This window comes from Spirosoma aureum (assembly GCF_011604685.1).
Taxonomy (GTDB): Bacteria; Bacteroidota; Bacteroidia; order Cytophagales; family Spirosomataceae; genus Spirosoma; species Spirosoma aureum.
Window position 1 is genome coordinate 6,587,696 of record NZ_CP050063.1, and the last position, 19,076, is coordinate 6,606,771.

Consider the following 19,076-nt stretch of genomic DNA (forward strand, 5'->3'; position numbering starts at 1 on the left):
GTTTAGTAGTTAGTCATCTATGCGTTAAGCCCTCGTCAGTTGTTAAGCTGGCCCGAATTCTCACGTATACCCAATTCAGTTGGCAACGCATTAATTCTTATTATTCAGCCATTTTCAGCAACTCATTCAGCTTTAGTAACGCTTCTATGGGCGTTAATCTGTTTACGTCGATGGTGCGTAGTTTCTCTTTGATGGCTTCGGATTTAGGGTCACCCGATTCGATGATGCGCAGGGCCAGTTCCCGCTCCTGGGGCACGGCTTCCCGAATTTTCTCCCGATTGGCTTCGCGTCCGTGCGATGCTTCCAGCTGTTTCAGAATTTCATTTGCCCGGCTGACAATCTGAGCAGGCATCCCGGCCATTTGCGCCACGTGTATTCCGAAACTATGCTCTGAGCCGCCCTCTTTCAGCTTACGCAGAAAAATCACTTTATTGCCCATCTCCTTAACCGACACATTGTAGTTTTTTATCCGCACATTGTCAGTAGCCAGGTCGTTCAATTCATGGTAGTGGGTGGCAAACAGGGTTTTAGGGCGACAATCTGTTTTATTATGCAGGTATTCGGCAATCGACCAGGCAATTGAGACTCCATCATACGTACTCGTTCCGCGACCAATTTCGTCCATCAGCACCAGGCTTCGCTCGCTGAGGTTATTCAGGATACTGGCAGTTTCGGTCATTTCGACCATGAACGTGCTTTCTCCCCGCGAGAGGTTATCCGACGCGCCAACGCGGGTAAAAATCTTGTCTACGATTCCGATTTCAGCTAACGATGCGGGCACAAAACTTCCCGATTGTGCCATCAGCACAATCAAAGCCGTTTGGCGTAAAAGCGCTGATTTACCAGCCATGTTTGGTCCCGTAATGATGATGATCTGCTGGGTTTCATCATCCAGGAAAATATCGTTCGGAATATAATGTTCGCCGGGGGGAAGTTGCTGTTCAATGACCGGATGCCGGCCATCTTTAATGTTGAGAACTTTGGTTTCTGTGATCTGTGGCCGTACATACTTGTTTTTAACGGCTACACGGGCAAAGGATGCCAGCACGTCCAGTACGGACAACGTACGGGCATTCTGCTGAATAGCGCCGACATACTCTCCGGCCGCCAGAACCATTTCATTGAATATCTGCGCTTCGATCTGAAAAATCTGCTCTTCAGCGTTCAGAATTTTATCTTCATATTCCTTCAGCTCAGGCGTAATGTAACGCTCGGCATTGACTAGTGTCTGCTTCCGAATCCAATCTTCCGGCACCCGGCTTTTATGGGCATGGGTCACTTCCAGATAATAGCCAAATACTTTGTTGTAGGCTACCTTAAGCGAGCTGATGCCCGTCCGTTGTACTTCTCGCTCCTGTAATTGCAGCAGGTAATCCTTACCCGAATAAGCAATAGCGGTCAATTCGTCCAGTTCAGCATTGATTCCGGGTTTGATCATACCACCCTGATTCGAAAGCGTCGGTGGATCTTCCCGAAGCTCTGTTTCAATTCGGTCCATTAAAAACGAAACCGGGTTCAACTGGTCGGCATACTTTTTCAATGAACCCGACTCATTCTGGTTCAACGCCGTAATGAGCAGTTCTTTAATTGGCAACACATGCTGCAACGACCGTTTCAGCTGCAATAACTCACGAGGATTGATGCGCCGAACGGCTACTTTTGAAACCAATCGTTCCAGATCACCAATCTGGCGCAGGTGATTGGCCATTGTTTCAGACAGGTCAACGTCATCGGTCAATAACTCAACCATACTAAGGCGCTCTTCGATCAATGCCTTTTCTTTAAGCGGCAAATTGAGCCATTTACGCAGCAATCGGGCTCCCATCGGCGTAACGGTCTGATCCAGAATCTGAATGAGCGGAACGCCCCCTTCCTGTTGGGCGGCCGTCAGTTCGAGGTTACGAATCGTGAACCGATCAAGCCATACGTAACGATCTTCTTCGAGCCGCGTCACGCGGGTAATGTGCTGAAGATCTTTGTGTTCCGTTTCGTTGAGGTAATGCAGAATTACACCGGCTGCAATAATGCCATCGGGCAGACCCTCGATACCAAACCCTTTGAGTGAGGTCGTCTGGAAGTGCTGTTTTAAGAAATTATAGCCAAAATCGTAGGTAAACGCCCAGTCTTCGAGCGTGTAGGTATGAAATTTATCGCCAAACAATACGCCAAATTCCTGACGATTGCGCTTGCAATACAATACCTCCGACGGATTAAAGCTTTGCAGTAGCTTATCAACATAGGCCGCGTTACCCTGCGATGCCAGAAACTCGCCCGTCGAAATATCCAGAAATGAGATGCCAAATGTATCGTCTGAATGACCGGCTCCGCCCTTGCCAAAATGAACGGCTGCGAGGTAATTGTTACGTCGGGTATCGAGCACGTTATCATTGAACGAGACACCCGGTGTTACTAATTCGGTAACACCCCGCCGAACGATTCCTTTCGCCACCGAAGGGTCTTCCAACTGATCACAGATAGCTACGCGCTCGCCCGCCCGAACGAGTTTGGGAAGGTGTGTATCCAGAGAATGATGCGGAAAACCAGCCAATTCCTCGTTCGATCCGCCATTATTACGTTTGGTGAGCGTAATACCTAGTATCTTACTGGCTCTTACGGCATCTTCGCCGAACGTTTCGTAAAAATCACCCACGCGAAAGAGCAGCAGTGCACCGGGATATTTGGCCTTAATCTGATTATATTGGCGGTTAAGAGGAGTTTCGTTTTTCTTTAACTGAGGCTTTGCTGCGGTGGCTGTCTTCACTGAATTGAGTCTGTTGTTTTAAACAAAAATACCAAAATTTGCTGAGAAAATGGCTATTTTCTCGCTTTTAACCGACACGTATTCCTGCACAAACAACCGTTGTCCCATGACTCATACTGACCCAGAACTCCCCCTGAGAGTTCAATTCAACCCCATCATCCGGACGTATTTCCTGCTGTATATAGCTTTCATTTTACTGGTCACGGTTATTGGCATTGTGCTTCTTCCCATTTGGCTATTGGGCGTCGGACAATGGTGGAGTGGCCATTATTTTCATAACCTCGAGTGTGAATTATCGGAACGCTCTTTACGCTTTAAAAAGGGTATTCTCGTACACGTTGAGAAAACAATTCCGCTCGAAAATATTCAGGATGTTACTTTTGTCGCCGGTCCATTGCTGCGTTATTTTGATCTTTGCATTTTAAAATTTGAAACCGCTGGACAAAGTCCCAATCAGGCGCATAATATGGAGCTGATTGGGATCATCGACGCTCAGTCCTTTCGGACGCATATTCTCGAACAGCGGCAAAAATTAATAGCGACCCGAACCAGTCAGCCAGCAGCTAATCCGGATCAGATCCTTCTTACGGAAGTACGCGATACGCTGCGCGATATCAGGCAATTATTACAGAATAATCTGAACCAGTCTAATGCGTAAACTCTCACTCGACGAACTGAATCGCCTATCGGTCGTCGACTTTAAAGAAGCTGAAAAATTCCCTTATTGCCTGATTCTGGACGACATCCGCAGCCTCAACAATGTTGGTTCGGTGTTTAGGACAGCCGATGCCTTCAGGGCTTCAGCCTTGTATCTGTGTGGTATTACAGGCCAGCCACCCCACCGCGACATCACCAAAACGGCGTTGGGTGCTACGGAATCTGTTGCGTGGAAGTATGCCAACGATGTGACTGCGTTGATTCAGCAATTACAGGCAGAAGGCTGGATTGTGGCAGCCATTGAGCAGGCAGAAGGGAGCACCTCGCTGACTGATTTTAGACCACAGTCAAACAAACAATATGCTTTTGTGTTCGGTAATGAGGTAACGGGCGTTCGGGATGAAGTGGTACAGTTGTCAGATCTGGTCCTCGAAATACCCCAGTTTGGCACGAAGCATTCCTTAAATATTGCGGTTACTGCCGGGATTGTTTGCTGGGATTTTCTTCAAAAAAGATAACGAAAACTTAACATTGGATTTTTGATTGTCCTATTTTTTTCGTATTTATTTGTAAATTTTTTTCTATAGAACCAAATGGCAAACAAAACCGCAAAAACCAAGCAAAAATCGCTGGCAGCAGACATCGTCAGTTCCATTGAAGCCAAACTAGCCGATGCAGGTGAGGCAACAAAAAAAATGAAGAAGTCTATCGAAAAGTCGGCAGATAAATTGGCGAAGAAACTTGCCAAACTAATTGACAAGAACGAGAAAAAGAAAAAGGAGCCTACCAAGAACGCTGAGAAGAAGGCAAAAAAGGATCTGGCAAAAGCGAAAAAAAACGCTGAAAAGGCGGCTAAAAACGCCAAACGGGCAGCCAATAAAATAGCTGATACGGCTGCTGATGCTGTTGTAGCTGCTGCTCCCAAACCAGCACGTACCTACCGTAAACAGGCACCAGCTCCTAAACCAGCTACGACTTCCCGCCGGGCGAGCACCAAGCCTGCCAGCACTCCCGCCAGTACGGAACTTTCGGCCGATAATGAATAAACGTATTTAAACAAAAACGAATAAACGTATTTAAATTCGATACCTTTTTCTTTTTCGCCCGCACAAAGCGGGCTTTTTTGTTTTCATCTATTGCTTTTTTGGTAATTTTCTTGTGACATTTACGTACGAGCTACGTCCACTTAGCATTTGTCCAGTGCCTTTTCTTTGCTAACTTTTATCAGACGGAGTTATGCTACCCCGGTCTACAGCCCCTCCTCTCTTTATTTTTGCACTTTTGCTGTCAATTATTACGGCTGGATTACTCTATGCAAACTGGTCTGTATTGCCCGAAACGGCTTTAGTAAATGCCCAATCCCTGCGTTGGCTGGCTCTATTTGTCCTGGCTATGGTCTCTCAGCTCCTCTTAGGCTTCTCACTCTGGTGGCTCCTGCGCCGACGCCAGCGGTCGGTCGTACAAACGGAAGTGCTGCACTCGATTGTTCATGAATTCCAGACGCCCATAACAGCCATTCGAATGGCAGCCGATATTCTGGATTCTCCTATTGCCCGAGACCAGCCTGAACGTACGGAGAAATACGTTCGTATTATTCGCGAAGAAACAGAAAGGCTTCAGCACCAGGTCGAAACTATGTTAACTCTGGCTCGGGCCGACCGTAAAACATTAATCCTGAATCCGGAACCAGTTCAACTCCATCAGCTCCTGCATTCAGTTGCCGAGCGTCACGGCGATTACTTAGGGCTAAGCCTACCCGGAACAGAGCCACACGTGCTGGCTGATCGGCTTCACCTGACAAATGTGTTACACAATTTGTTAGACAATGCCGTAAAATACAGCTCTGAGAAGCCCGAAATAACCCTCCTGACCAAGACAAATAACGAGGGGCTGACGATTACTGTTCGTGATCGGGGCGTGGGTATTTCACCAAAGCTACTACCGCAGATTTTTCAGCCGTTTTTTCGAGTTCACGACCGGAATCAGCCCAGTGTTAAGGGATTTGGTTTAGGTTTAAGTTATGTACAACGCATTGTTCAGGCCCACAACTGGACTATCTGGGTAAAAAGCGAATTGGGTCACGGCAGCGAATTCATTATCCAGATTCCATCTTCGGCTTTATTGCCAGCCTTTACGGACCCTATTCAGGCAAAAAAAGCCGCATCCAAATAAACTGACTTGTACTCTGGCTTACGCTCAGCCCCGTCAATGCCGTCTCACCACTCGGGTGGTCCGTGGTCATTAGGTAAGCCATTTGCAGACATAGCACGTCGCTGACAGCGTTCAGCGTAGGCCTGATCCAAAAAAAATTAAGGTAACTGAGTAATTAAGGCGATTTGTGATCCACAATCACATGCCTTCGATTACTCAGTTACCTTAATCACCTATTCTACAGCTATTTATTTAGCTGTAACGACAGCTCCAGCCTTTGTGACCTTCATGACGCCGTTCATAATGCGCCAGTGGCCTGGAAATGTGCAAACGAATGGGTAATCGCCAGGCGTTGCCGGAGCGGTAAATTTAAGTCGGTACGTCTGGTCTGGATTGACTAACGGGGTTGCGACAATGATTTGTGGAATCGATGGCACGTAGTTTCGCTCGGCACCATCCTTAGCCGTAATCAGTTTATCGGCAGCCGCACCAATCTGATCCATCGTTTTGGGCTTACCAATCACCAGATTATGTTGCATGGCATCCGGATTTTCCAGCACGAGTTCAACCTGTTTTCCAGCCGTAACAGTAAATTCCTTCTTGTCATAGCGCATTTCTTCACGAACCGTTTTTAAACGTATAACCTCTACGTTTGGGTCGGCCGGTTCGCTTTTTGTTATGCCCCAGACCTCATAAAGGCGCCCCAGACGTTCGCGGTTATCGGGCGAAACTGAAGTGGTCAGACTTGCCAGAAAGTCTTTATCCGTATCATTTACCTGCGCTTTCTTCCGTACGTTCCAACCTTCCGATACGCCTTTAACTATGGCGTCGCTCTGGGTTGGCTCAAGTTTCTGCGTTTGCCGAAGCAGCGTAACGACCGAATCTACAGGCGCAACCGATGCGTAGCTACGGGAAGCCCGTTCGAGCACGTAAGCGGCCATGCTTTGAGGAGCACGATAGATTAGGGTGTGCGTTGCATTGTTGTTCTGCTCATTGCCTTCCGGTATCTTATTTTCGCGGTCGAGCATGGCTGTAATCGTATACTGCCCAGCCCGTTCGAACAAAACACCCATATCGCCAACCCACGGGCCATTGTTGGCTTTGCTGATGGTAACGGTTTCGCCCGGTTTGATCCCTGTATTATGCGTCACACTCACAAAATCAATTTTGGCACCATCCTGCATTCCTTTTGGACCTTCCACACGGACCGATAACGGAATGGGCGTTCCAGCCGGAATTTCTGTACCGCCAGCATTCATCACATCCACAAAGAGCTTCGTTCCTTCCCGAACGGCAGGCGATTCTGGCGTAGTACGAATAGCGGCAATTACCAGATCAGGCTGGCTCCCTGAAGCAGCAACAGCTGGCGTTGGCGCATTCGGACCATGTCCTTTGTCGGCATGCGTGCTCATATCGTGGGCGGGTGCTACTTTCGGCTGAGTTGAGCCATTCTGTGTCACCTGCTTCAGGTATGCCTTCATCAGCTGTCCATCCTGCCCTGTTAGCACACAGGCAAAGGCATCGGGTAACCAGCGGTCGTTTACTTCGGTCGATTTGTCCAGGCGGGTTAAAATGGCATTCTGAATAGCCGGGCTCTGTGGCATTTCTGACAAAGCAAGTAATGTGTTCAGCGCAACGACGGGCTCTTTATCGTTCAACAAATTGGCCTGAAGGAGTGTATTTGCCGTTAACTGATTTCTTGGCAATACCTGCACGGCAGTTTTGCGAACACCCGAACACGGATGCTTAATCGCAGAGACAGCTGCCTGCAACGCATCGCCATCCAGTGCACCCAACCCGTGGAGCGTCCATAAGGCATGAATTGCTGATGGATTGATACCAATTTCATCGACCGACTGATCATTGACAAGGGCAATTAGCTGCGGCACGACATCTTTGTTGTTCCGTTCGATCAGCAACCGCTGGGCCGTTGTCCGCCAGAACATGTTCGTATTTTTCAGGGCAGCAACCAATTCCTGCGGACGATCTTTGCTCAGAGCGATCGGCGTATAGGCTGGCGCATTTTTGTAGCCAACGCGGTATATACGCCCATGTGTGAAGTCGCGAAGCGGTGTTTCGTAGGCATTACCCGATCCGTTGGTAGCGCCAGATGGCGTTGGGTTGTGCTGAATAATGAAGCTATACCAGTCAACCACCCAAACGGCTCCGTCGGGGCCAACTTCGGCAAATACGGGTGCAAACCACTCGTCGGCGCCAGCCATCAGGTTAAATCCTTCGGCATCTTCATAATCAGTTCCGTTCTTCTGCATCACATTCTGGTGCAGAATATGGCCGGTTGGTTCCGCGACAAAGGCGATCTTATTCCAGTATTTTTTCGGAAAGGCACGAGCCGTGTAAAAATTATGGCCAGCTGCCGCCGTAAATCCGCCAAACACATCGACCTGCCGTACTTTCTCGGTGATGGGCTTCATGTCCTTGTGGGTATCCGTACTGCGGCTACCGTTCTCACGAATATGAGGTGCTCCGTGAAAATATCGATTCGGAATAGCCATGTACCAGCCGTGCGAGTTGTTGGCAGTGCTTCCGAAAATATCGCCCGTTTCGTTAAAGCCTAATCCCCAGGTATTATTGGAGGTGCTGGTTACATGTTCGAGTTGCGATCCGTCGGGTTTGAACCGGAAAAAGCCCTGACTGAATTTTACACTATCAGCACCGATTTTGCCTTTGAAGCCCGAATAACCAACGCTTCCCCATATCCAGTTATCAAAACCATAGTGCAGATTGCTCGGCCCGGCGTGGGTGTCGTAGGTGCCGAAACCAGTAAACACAACTTTCTTCACATCGGCCTTATCGTCGCCGTTTGTATCCTGCAAAAACAGCATATGCGGTGCTTGTGACACGTACAGACCGCCGTTGCCGAATGTCATGCCAGTTGGAATGCTCAGCCCTTCCGCAAAATTGGTAAACTTGTCTGCTTTGCCATCTTTATCGGTGTCTTCGCAGATAACGATGTAATCGGAGCCGCCTTCTGGTTTCCGCTCGTTGGGATAGTCTTTGGTAATGAGCGCATACAGTCGGCCACGCTCATCCCATGTCATAGCAATCGGGTGCATCACATTGGGCTCATGCGCGAACAGATCAACCGTAAAATCGACGGGTACCTGAATGTGCTTGATCGACTCTTCCGGCGAAAGTGGTTCCTGCTCCAACTGAGCGCCTGGCCGTTTTTCATAATTCGGAAGTTTGGCTTCGTGATAGGCAAACGCCTGCGGATTCAGGCCGTCGTGCAGCTTTTTCACCTCATCGCCAACTGCCCACAGGATACCCCGCTCTAGCAGCTGCTGAAAACCGGGCTGGCTCCAGGTGCGTTCGTCATGACCATAGGCTGTATAGAATACCCGACCTTTACCGTATTGCCGGGTCCAGGTATAGGGTTCTTCTTTGGCTCCAGGTCGGTTAGACGCTGCAATGTCTTTTTCCTGGTCTGCCTTTATTTCCCGAACAGCAAGCACGTTGTTATCGGCCTGAAGATGGGAGTGTAAATAGGTTTCGTCGTATGCTTTAAACGAGGGCAGACCCGCCACAATGGGATTGTTTGGCTGCGTAAACCGGGTTTGAATCGTATCCATCCGATGACGCCAGAACTGCCCGCCAACAACTTTATCGACGTATTCGGCTGAGTTCCGGAAACAGTAGGATGCACAATGAACGGGAATTATTCCTTTCCCCGACGAGACATAATCGAGCAGTGCTTTTTCCTGAGGTTTAGGAATACTGTCCCAGTTTGCAAAAATCAGCAGACCGTCATACTTATTCAGATTTTCGGGATTGATATCTTCCAGTTTATCTGTATAGGTAATGTTGATGCCTTTATTTCCCAGCGCAGCCATCAGTTGAGGCACTCGCTCAATTGGCTTGTGATGGCCATTATCGCCCAGGAACAGGATTTCGGTTCGACGCGGTTTAAGCGCTGTCTGGCGGGTAGAGGATTGATTGGCCGTCTGGCGGGCACACTGAGTCAGCAGCCCTACAGTCAACAGGAAGAGAATTGTCTTTTTCATAGTTTAAACCGCATCGGCGGGCCGATTGAGAAACAAAGGTTGACGAAAATGAACCCTGGCTATTCACCTTATGTGCACTGCCCGGCAACCCCTGCATTTGACCTTATATACTTCCAAAATCCGGTAACTTTATAAGCTGCCCACCCTGTAGGGCTGACTCGTGCGCCAGAATACCTACGCTCGTCCAGTTGGCCGACTGAGCCGCATTGGGGAACGGATCACGGTCTTCGACAATCGCGGATAAGAACTCATGAACCATATGTGGGTGTGACCCACCATGTCCACCACCCTGGGTAAAGGATAAATGCTGCTGTTCGTCGGCGTCGTAAACGCCCTTTGTCGTGAAGCGCTGAATCTCTTCAGGAAGTAGCTTTGCATAATCGGGAACAGTCACTTTTTCCGGAATCTCGGGCTCTGGCTTCTTGGCCGTATGGATCACGGGCTGTTCGTCTTCAATGAGCTGCCATTCGAACGATTTTTTATCGCCATATACCTCGAAACTCTCGCGGTATTGCCGCGCTACGTCAAATAACGACCGATACACATAAGCCGATAAATCACTGTTCTTGAATTTGATGTGCGCCGACTCGACCGCAAATGGCGAGTTATGGATTTTTGCCAGCTCTTCCCGAATGGTACCAGACCCAAAGCAGGATACATAATCCGCTTCAAGTTTCAACAATCCCGCTACCGGGCCAACACAGTGCGTCGCATAATGCATGGGCGGTAAACCGGGCCAATAGTCGGGCCATCCGTCCATATCCTGCTGATGGCTGGCTTTCAGGAATTGTACTTTCCCTAGTTCGCCATTTTCGTAGAGTTCTTTCACGAACAGAAACTCGCGGCTGTAGACCACTGTTTCCATCATCATGTATTTCTTGCCGGTTTCTTTGGTCACCTTCACAATCTCCATACACTCCTCAACCGTGGTAGCCATCGGCACGGTACAGGCAACGTGCTTACCCGCCCGCAATGCTTTCAGGCTTTGCTCAGCATGGTTTGGAATTGGTGAGTTGATATGAACAGCATCAACAGCCGGATCGGCCAACAAGTCATCGTAATTGCTGTAACGTTTGTCAATACCATAGGCATTGCCAATCTCATTAAGCTTCTCAACGTTACGCTGGCAGATAGCGTACATGTTTGCGTGCGGATGCCGCTGGTAAATCGGGATAAATTCGGCCCCAAATCCGAGGCCAACAATGGCGATGTTAATCATTTGTAAAGAGAGAACAAGTAATTGAGCGAACGGGTAAATGAGTTAAGACGCGAATGCTTCGCTCTTTCGCTCATTTACCTGTTCACTCTTTGTTTTTATAAAGCTTAATCCATCGACCGCCAATTGCTCGGGCGATTCAAACATGGGTCGGAAAATATGGGTGGCCGCTGCCAGCTCTGGCGGATTGGGCCCGAAGGCTTCAATGGCAATCGGGCCGTTGTAGTCAACTTCCCGCAGCACGTTGAAAACCTCATTAAAATTAATATGACCCTGGCCGGGTGTTGAGCGATCATTTTCCGAAATCTGTACATGAACCAGATAGGGCGCTACTTTCCGTAAGGCATCGGCAATGTTCTTTTCTTCCATATTAGCATGAAAGGTGTCAAAAGCAGCCTGGCAATTCGGATGATTAACCGCTTCTACGTAGCGAACGAGTTCGTCAGCACAGGTAAGCAGGTAGGTTTCGAACCGATTCAAATACTCAATTGCCAGTAAAACACCCTTAGCCTGTGCATACTCAGCCGCTTCGCGTATACCTTCCACCGACCAGTTCCACTCGTCAATGGTGGCGGGTTTGCCCGTAAAGGTTTTGAAACCAGCATAGAATGGGCCCATCAGAATCGTTGCACCAGCCAGAGAAGCACAGTCAATAATCTTCTTCAGGTAGTTAACACCCGCCCGACGCACCGATTCATCGGCACTGATCAGACTATACTCAGGCCCGCAAAGCGTACATGCCTGAACCTCCAGTCCCAATTCGGCCAGTTGCTGACCGATGCGCTTCCATTTGCCCGTATCGGTATCATTGATCGGTATTTCAACGAAATCAAAGCCGCTCGTTTTTAGGAACAATAGCGTGCCTGAAAGGTCTTCGTCCATCGACATCGTCCAGACGAACATATTCATTCCTAGCTTATTCATATTCAGTCTCTAAAAAATTAAACAAATTTAAAGAGTAGTGAATAGAGAATCGCGGCTTTTATTAGCGAATACCGACTCTTTTTTTACACAAAACAGGAACCCAAGCCATTATTTACGTTAAAAAAGGAATAATTGAATGAAACAACCCCTCCGCAAAGACCTCGAGCCAGTTGCGACTTCATTCATAGTAAAGGAATTGATCGAAATTCATTTTGATCCGAACTGGCACTTCCACCCGCATTATCAGCTCTTTCTGGTAGAAGAAGGAACGGGCACCCGATTTATTGGTGATTCGATAAAACCATTCGGTCCCGGTGATCTGGTATTTCTTGGGCCAAATTTGCCGCATCTCTGGCGTAGTGATCAGGCTTACTTTAACAAACAGTCGGGTTTAACCACCCGCGGTATAGTTGTTTATTTTTCGGAAGATTTTCTGGGCAACGACTTTTTCGGAAAGCAGGAAATGATGTTGTTGCGTCAGTTGCTGAACCATGCCCGGCAGGGACTTGAATGGAATGGTCCGACCCGTGCCCGAGCCGAAGCTGCGTTAAAAAACATGACCAAACAGCCAATCGGTTTCGATCGGGTCATTAGCCTGCTGACCCTGCTAAACGACCTTTCTCACGCTTCAGATTATCGATACCTTACCAGTCCTGGCTACACAAACACGGTTAAACCGACCGAAACCGACCGTATGCAGCTGGTCCATGATTATGTGCTTGGCCATTTTCCAGATGACCTTAGTCTGGAAACGATTGCTGATCTGGCGGGCATGACTCCCCCGGCTTTCTGTCGCTATTTTAAGGCGCGTGCCAATAAAACATTTTCGGAATTTGTCTCCGAAGTTCGCATCGGTCATGCCTGCAAATTGCTCATCAATGGTAAATTGAGTGTAACCCAGATTAGTTTTGAAAGTGGTTTTCGAACGCTATCGAACTTTAACCGACAATTTAAGGACATAACCGGGCAGACGCCATCAGGTTATGTAAAGACATATCGGCAATTGTAATTTTTAGTGTATCAATCAGTTTTTTTGTTTTTAACAGTTAAAGTCCTGCCCAAAGCCATTCTATAATTAATCAGTAAAGTCAGGGGTGAATGAAAACATATAAGCGGCAATTCCTGTTTCGCTCCGTTTCGAGGATGACAAAACAGGGAAAAAGAGGTTAAAATAAGCAGGGAGCGACCTGAAGACTAAATTTAGTTAACGAGATAGTTTTTACAATTGAATTTATTTCCCGTTTTGTAGATGTATCTATTGAATTTGAAAAACCCTTAAAAAAGAATTAAGTGCATACTTATTCGTACACACCCAATTCTTTACTACTAACTTTATCTACACTTTATTGATTTAATAGAGCGTCGTTGTCCCTACTGATTCGCGGACTGTGACACCTTCCTGAATAAAGGCAAGCAAATCATCATTCAGACGATCTTTTTCCGTTACGAATAGCCCGTGAGGAGCCTCGTCATAAATGATATAATGAGCATTCGGTAAAGCATTCGCGGTTAATTCTCCCGACGATTCGATCGGTACCGTTTTGTCGGCATCACCATGAATGATCAGGGTCGGAACATGAATCTGAGTCAGGTCATTCCGAAAATCTGTTGTGGCAAACGAATTGGCACAAGCGAGCGTAGCTTTGTGGGAGGCAACATAGGCCCGCGCGAAATCGCCATCCAGATGAGCCTGACTAACGGGTTTGCTGATAAGATTTACGCCGTAGAACTGCTTCCCGAACGTCTGTAGGAAATCGGCACGATCTTTCTGAATATTTTCCGTGATTTCGTCAAATACACTCTGATCTACTCCATCCGGATTATCGTCTGTTTTGAGTAGATAAGGCGTTACAGAACTGATAAACGCCACTTTTGACACACGAGCTCCACCATGACGGCTCATGTAACGGGCCACCTCACCTCCGCCCATTGAGAAACCAACCAGCGTAACATTTTGCAGATCAAGGGTATCAAGCACAGCCTTCAGGTCATCGGCAAGGGTATCATAATCATACCCGTCCCAGGTTTGTGTGGATTTGCCAAAACCTCGCCGATCATAGGCAATAACACGAAGGCCGTGAGCGGGCAATTCGGCCAATTGATAATCCCACATTTCGTGGCTTAGCGGCCATCCATGAATCAATACAACGGTTGAACGAACATTGCTACCACCCAGATCCTGATAGAAAAGTTTAATGTCATTACCGGACGCATCCGTTCCTGCTTTGATGTAGCTCATAACGTTAAAAATGGCTTGTTGAGTTAAAATATCTTACTCTATTCATTTACTCAACTATAGGTTCAAAAAATAGTTTTCCCCAGATGGACCATTTGGTTGTTTTTAATGATTGCTTTATCATTAGGGCATGAAACAATCGCTTCTTACCCGATTAGCCAGCCAACCCGATGCACTGGATCATTTGTTACTGAGCCTGACTGAAGAGCAAATCCGGCAACGGCCCCCGTCGGGCAAATGGTCGATTTTTGAAAATCTGGCTCATCTGGGGCGTTATCAGGAAATCTTTACGGATCGGATTCAGCAAATTAACGAACAGGAAGTTCCATCATTTAGTCGGTATGTAGCCGACGATGATCCTGGGTTTTCAGGTTGGCTACAGCTTTCGTTTGACGAGTTGATCGAGCGGATGCGGGGTGAGCGAGCAACTTTAAATGCCTTTCTGAGCATCCTGCGGGAAGAAAATCTGACCCGTATTGGTTTGCATCCAGCCTATGGACCCATGACGCTGGAAGGATGGACCGAGTTTTTTCTTCTCCACGAAGCGCATCATTTCTTTACCATTCTGCAAGTAGGTGGTGCCATTCGAATGAGTGATCAGCCGATGGGTTTATAAAGCATAGTAGAAGCGTTCGTAAACCTTCTCTCTGAGTTGTTGGCTCAGGTGGCTGAATGTTTCCTGATCAGGAATAGCAGGCTGCGACATTAGTTTCATCGGAATTTCAGTTCCGCCCAATCGATAAGGCGGTTGTCTGTAATCGAAGGCATTCATAGAAAAACCCTGTCGCTCGTAAAAATGGATTCTCCGCCTGCTCAGGTCATCAGTGGGTAATTCTACTTCAAGGGCAACATAGGAAGCATTCAGTTTCAAGAGAAGCTGTAAGGCTTTCTGGCCGATTTGCTGCCCACGCTTGTCAGGATCAATGGCAAAATGTTCGACATAGATCAGATTTTCCCACTGCCAAAAGACAATAAATCCAACAGGCTGTTCGTCATCGACCAGAGCAACGAAGTGCATATCGGGGTAATGGAGAATATGAAGGAGTTGATCAAAACTACGCCTTTCCTCCATCGGGAAAGATTGCTCATACCAGGGTTGAATATGAGTAAGGTAGGGATGCCGGCCAACAATCCTCAAAAAGTACATAGCCTATTTTTTACAACTAAATTTCCGAGAAGTAAACCACTTTCTGTTACTATTCTGAAAACAGTTTACTTCTCCCCGGAATTACTAGAGTTCACATCAGTACACCCTGAAACACTTCATCCAGACGCGACACAGGCTTAATACTGATCTTATAGCCTTTCGTATCGAGTCCTTTCATGTTATATTTTGAAATAAAGATCTGCTTAAAACCCAGCTTTTCGGCCTCGGCGATGCGGGATTCTATTCGGCTCACTGCCCGAACCTCACCACCAAGTCCAATTTCGGCGGCAAAAGCAACCGATGGAGGAATAGCAATGTCTTCATAGCTCGACACAACAGCCGCGCATACGGCCAGATCAATGGCTGGATCTTCGACGCGCAAGCCACCGGCAATGTTGAGAAAGACATCTTGTTGCCCCAATCGAAATCCTCCGCGTTTTTCCAGAACAGCCAGTAACATATTTAACCGCTTCGCATCAAAACCTGTGCTGCTCCGTTGCGGAGTTCCATATGTGGCTACACTGACCAGCGCCTGTGTTTCGATCATAAGTGGCCGATTGCCTTCCATCATTGAGCCAATCGTAACGCCACTCAACGCTTCATCGCGTTGCGAAATCAGGATTTCGGATGGGTTCGTAACCTGCCGAAGTCCAGTGCCCAGCATTTCGTAAATACCCAGTTCGTCGGTACTGCCAAAGCGGTTTTTGGTGGTTCGGAGAATCCTATACGTCGTGTGGCGATCACCTTCGAACGTCAACACCGTATCGACCATATGTTCCAGCACTTTAGGCCCTGCCAGTGAACCTTCTTTTGTGATATGACCAATCATAAACACCGGAACCCCGCTTTCTTTGGCGTATTTCATAAACTCAGCGGTGCACTCCCGAACCTGCGAAACGCTGCCCGCTCCCGATTCTACCAGCGACGACTGCATGGTTTGAATGGAGTCGATAATCAGTATTTCCGGCTCAAAATGTTCGACTACCCGAAAAATATTCTGCGTAGAGGTTTCGGTCATCACATGACAGTCGCTCACTGGAACATCCAGTCGTTCGGCCCGCATTTTTATCTGTTGTTCGCTCTCTTCGCCAGATACGTATAAAACACGCATGTCGGCCAGGCTAAGTGCGATCTGCAACAATAGTGTAGACTTTCCGATACCCGGCTCTCCACCAATAAGCACGAGTGATCCCGGTACGATTCCTCCCCCTAACACCCGATTCAGTTCCGCATCGATGGTATCAATTCGGGGCTGTTCTTCGTAATTGATGGCATGAAGTGCCTTTGGCCTGGGTGCAACCTTTACGCCACCGGGACCCGACGAGGGACTACGCCACCCGCCCTTATCGGGCTCATCTTTCTGAATAACTTCTTCTACGAATGTATTCCACTCCCCACACGATGGGCATCGTCCCAGCCATTTGGCCGACTGGTGGCCACAATTCTGACAGAAATAGGTGGTTTTAAGCTTAGCCATCTTCTCAGTTAACAGTGAGCAAGGAATAGAGTATCAACAAAAAAACAACGATTCATTAAACGTTGCAGCAGACTATTCATCCAAGTAACGACGCCCGCAAAACTGGCTGCTATTTACTGGTAACTGCTCTAATACGTAACGCCGTTTACTCGAAATAAGTTGGCTTTTTATACCGCTCCGGCTCAATTCACGTTAAACCCAATGGTTCATCTATTTTACAACCAGCTATGAAAAAGAACCTGATTTTTGCGGCATTTATGCTGCTTCCGGCTCTGACATTTGCCCAGGGCGGCTTCCAGATCGGGATTAAAGGGGGAGTTAATTTGTCCCGGCTCAGTTTTGGCAATTTTGTCACAACCGGTACCAACGCCAACGGTTCGCCAACGGCAAGCGTTGATGGACAGACATTCCGCGATAATCTGAGTGCCAGCCTCGATAGCAAAACGGGCACCTCGTTTGGGATTTACACTCGTTTCGGTAAAAATTTATTTCTACAGCCCGAACTGTTGTACTCAACGAAAGCAGGCTCGTTCAACATCGTGCGCAATGGCGTTACAGAAAACGTGACCGTTAAAACCACCAGTTTCGATGTCCCTATTTTGCTGGGGATTAAAGGTGGCCCAATACGGGTGATGGCAGGCCCGATTATTTCGTTCCGGGTTAGCGATAATCAGAAACTAGGTGATGCCATACGTCAATACACAAGCGGAACCCTGAACGATGCCTGGTCTCAGGCTTATTACGGTTACCAGGTTGGGGGCGGTCTAGACATCGGCTCCTTTGGTCTGGATGTCCGATACGAAGGCAATCTGTCCGATATTGCGCAGATTGAAAACAGTGCCGGGAAATTCAGTCAACGGCTGAATTCATGGCAGCTTACACTAGCCTATCGGTTGTTTTAAGCTCACGTGACCCCTTAAACGCAATGAAGCGAAATCGTGTGATTTCGCTTCATTGCGTTTAAGGGGTCACGTTTTGTAAAAAAAACAGAACCGTTGCCGTCCACTCTTATCAGGAGCCCGCGGCAACGGTTGTTCTTTCAATTAACCCACTAAATTATTATGCAGTAAATGGCCGGTCTCTCAATTGAGCAGGATGGGCCGTTACTTTAGTTAAGCAGTTTTTGCCAGAATTGTGTCAGTTGCAAAGAAATGTCTTTCATCCGACGGCGTGATATTGCCACCTCACGGCCATCAGCCAGTTGCACCTGGCGTTCTTTGTTAAAAACGCTGCGCTGTACGTAGGCGAGGTTTACAATGTATGATTTATGAATCCGAAGAAACATCGACCCATCCAGCGTTTTTTCAAACTCCTTCAGTGTTTTTGAGACCAGGTATTTTTTGCGATCCCGGGTAAACAGGAATGTATAATTTCCTTCTCCCTGCAGACACAAAACATCATCTACGGAGATAAAAATGGTACGGTTCAGATAAGGCAAAGCGATTCGCTGTGAACCCCGCTGATAAGAGGCAGGAAAGTGGGGAACTATAGCGAGTGGTTGAACTGATGAGAAAATAGAGGCTTCCATATCGAATATGTTTTTGGTTCAGTGTTTTGGCTCTTGATTGATGAAACAAAACTACCGTCTTCGTATGGGTTCCAAAATAAATGGCTTGATTACCAAACCCTGCCTTTCATCGGCAAACGTTTGATAATCAAGCCACTATTATTATATACGTTAAAATCTTTAAGTGAATGTACCCAACTTTATACGTAAAACTACGCAGTCGAGCAAATGGGAGGCATACGGGCTACAGATAGGGGAAATAACCTCCTGATAACCTTAGTTCAATCCTACAGGTTGAAAATCGCGAATACGATCCATAAACATCTGCGCCCGGCGACGTGAGATTTTCACCTGCTGGCCATCCGTCAATTCCAGCTCTCCCTCCTTTTTCACAAAGAATTTGCGTACGAAACCAAGATTGACAATGCACGATTTATGAACCCGAACAAATGCCTGACCATCGAGCAAAGTTTCGTACTCTTTCAGCGTGCGTGACACTAACATTTTAGTACCATCTTTCAGGAAAAAATTAGTGTAATTTCCACAGCCCTCCAGGCGTACGATTTCGTCTACTGAAACAGTGCGTTTACGGTCGTAAAATGGGATGAGTAATTTCTGCAAACAGGTAGAGTCGGCAATTTTTTCCACACTTTTGTGGAACGGCATAGACATGGGATCAAAAATTGAGTCATTGGCGAATGTTTTCATAGCCGCTGTAAGTGAGGTTTGATGATTACGATTTTAATATTGAAATTCAGGTACTTACTACGCCGACACGTTGGCAAAAGCTGTTGTTTCAACGCATATTCTACTGAGTATTGTCACAACAATCAGACCTACTTGGCACTGCTGACGATAATTTCTTCATATTGTTTTATAATTCACTATTTTTCAGTGTGGTTTTGCCGCTTACTCAACAAAATTTAACAGATTTTTTTCGCGACCTTTGTAGCCTCGATTCCCCACTGTTGAGCAGTT

The 19,076-nt window shown here is 47.4% G+C and carries 16 protein-coding genes; 7 read left to right on the forward strand and 9 right to left on the reverse strand.

The genetic code is table 11. From position 1 onward, the window contains the following. Positions 1–100 precede the first annotated feature (100 nt). Positions 101–2,761 (reverse strand): DNA mismatch repair protein MutS, encoded by a 2,661-nt coding sequence (mutS, locus tag G8759_RS26215; RefSeq protein WP_167214996.1) that lies wholly within the window; start codon positions 2,759–2,761, stop codon positions 101–103. A gap of 106 nt (positions 2,762–2,867) precedes the next feature. Between mutS and G8759_RS26220 the strand changes: the two genes are divergently transcribed. The 4 genes from G8759_RS26220 to G8759_RS26235 all read left to right on the forward strand — a co-directional run bounded on the left by G8759_RS26220 (position 2,868) and on the right by G8759_RS26235 (position 5,590). Then, positions 2,868–3,419: a PH domain-containing protein gene (locus G8759_RS26220; protein WP_167214999.1), complete on the forward strand. Its 552-nt coding sequence runs from the start codon at positions 2,868–2,870 to the stop codon at positions 3,417–3,419. Then, positions 3,412–3,936 carry an RNA methyltransferase gene (locus G8759_RS26225; protein WP_167215002.1) on the forward strand — a complete coding sequence of 175 codons (525 nt, stop codon included), beginning with the start codon at positions 3,412–3,414 and terminating at the stop codon, positions 3,934–3,936. Before G8759_RS26220 ends, G8759_RS26225 begins: the two co-directional genes overlap by 8 nt. 75 nt (positions 3,937–4,011) lie before the next feature. After that, positions 4,012–4,464 (forward strand): hypothetical protein, encoded by a 453-nt coding sequence (locus G8759_RS26230; RefSeq protein ID WP_167215005.1) that lies wholly within the window; start codon positions 4,012–4,014, stop codon positions 4,462–4,464. Between the two features lie 190 nt (positions 4,465–4,654). Next, complete coding sequence (locus tag G8759_RS26235) at positions 4,655–5,590, forward strand: sensor histidine kinase (protein WP_167215007.1); 936 nt, start codon at positions 4,655–4,657, stop codon at positions 5,588–5,590. Between the two features lie 227 nt (positions 5,591–5,817). Here the strand turns inward: G8759_RS26235 and G8759_RS26240 are convergent, their stop codons facing one another. From G8759_RS26240 to G8759_RS26250, 3 genes are all read right to left on the reverse strand, one after another. Then, positions 5,818–9,591 carry a PVC-type heme-binding CxxCH protein gene (locus G8759_RS26240; protein ID WP_167215010.1) on the reverse strand — a complete coding sequence of 1,258 codons (3,774 nt, stop codon included), beginning with the start codon at positions 9,589–9,591 and terminating at the stop codon, positions 5,818–5,820. Between the two features lie 103 nt (positions 9,592–9,694). Then, positions 9,695–10,810: a Gfo/Idh/MocA family protein gene (locus G8759_RS26245; RefSeq protein WP_167215013.1), complete on the reverse strand. Its 1,116-nt coding sequence runs from the start codon at positions 10,808–10,810 to the stop codon at positions 9,695–9,697. Positions 10,811–10,852: 42 nt separating this feature from the next. Further along, complete coding sequence (locus G8759_RS26250; RefSeq protein ID WP_167215016.1) at positions 10,853–11,731, reverse strand: sugar phosphate isomerase/epimerase family protein; 879 nt, start codon at positions 11,729–11,731, stop codon at positions 10,853–10,855. A gap of 136 nt (positions 11,732–11,867) precedes the next feature. Between G8759_RS26250 and G8759_RS26255 the strand changes: the two genes are divergently transcribed. Continuing rightward, positions 11,868–12,740 carry an AraC family transcriptional regulator gene (locus tag G8759_RS26255; RefSeq protein ID WP_167215019.1) on the forward strand — a complete coding sequence of 291 codons (873 nt, stop codon included), beginning with the start codon at positions 11,868–11,870 and terminating at the stop codon, positions 12,738–12,740. A gap of 342 nt (positions 12,741–13,082) precedes the next feature. Here the strand turns inward: G8759_RS26255 and G8759_RS26260 are convergent, their stop codons facing one another. Next, positions 13,083–13,970, reverse strand: coding sequence for an alpha/beta fold hydrolase (locus G8759_RS26260; protein ID WP_167215022.1), 888 nt, complete (start codon positions 13,968–13,970; stop codon positions 13,083–13,085). Positions 13,971–14,097: 127 nt separating this feature from the next. Between G8759_RS26260 and G8759_RS26265 the strand changes: the two genes are divergently transcribed. Continuing rightward, a complete protein-coding gene (locus G8759_RS26265; protein ID WP_167215025.1) occupies positions 14,098–14,583 on the forward strand; it encodes a DinB family protein in 486 nt (161 codons plus the stop codon). Here G8759_RS26265 and G8759_RS26270 read toward each other — a convergent pair. Continuing rightward, positions 14,578–15,114 (reverse strand): GNAT family N-acetyltransferase, encoded by a 537-nt coding sequence (locus tag G8759_RS26270; RefSeq protein ID WP_167215028.1) that lies wholly within the window; start codon positions 15,112–15,114, stop codon positions 14,578–14,580. The genes G8759_RS26265 and G8759_RS26270 overlap by 6 nt on opposite strands. Before the next feature lie 91 nt (positions 15,115–15,205). Then, positions 15,206–16,591 (reverse strand): DNA repair protein RadA, encoded by a 1,386-nt coding sequence (gene radA, locus G8759_RS26275; RefSeq protein WP_167215030.1) that lies wholly within the window; start codon positions 16,589–16,591, stop codon positions 15,206–15,208. 227 nt (positions 16,592–16,818) lie between these two features. Here radA and G8759_RS26280 point away from each other — a divergent pair, with 227 nt between their 5' ends. Further along, the gene (locus G8759_RS26280) at positions 16,819–17,493 is read left to right on the forward strand and encodes a porin family protein (protein ID WP_167215033.1); all 675 of its coding nucleotides are present in this window, start codon (positions 16,819–16,821) and stop codon (positions 17,491–17,493) included. Positions 17,494–17,699: 206 nt separating this feature from the next. Here G8759_RS26280 and G8759_RS26285 read toward each other — a convergent pair whose 3' ends face one another. Together G8759_RS26285 and G8759_RS26290 are read right to left on the reverse strand one after the other, a co-directional pair. Beyond that, positions 17,700–18,119, reverse strand: coding sequence for a LytR/AlgR family response regulator transcription factor (locus G8759_RS26285; RefSeq protein WP_167215036.1), 420 nt, complete (start codon positions 18,117–18,119; stop codon positions 17,700–17,702). Positions 18,120–18,374: 255 nt separating this feature from the next. Beyond that, a complete protein-coding gene (locus tag G8759_RS26290; RefSeq protein WP_162391242.1) occupies positions 18,375–18,806 on the reverse strand; it encodes a LytR/AlgR family response regulator transcription factor in 432 nt (143 codons plus the stop codon). Positions 18,807–19,076 lie beyond the last annotated feature (270 nt).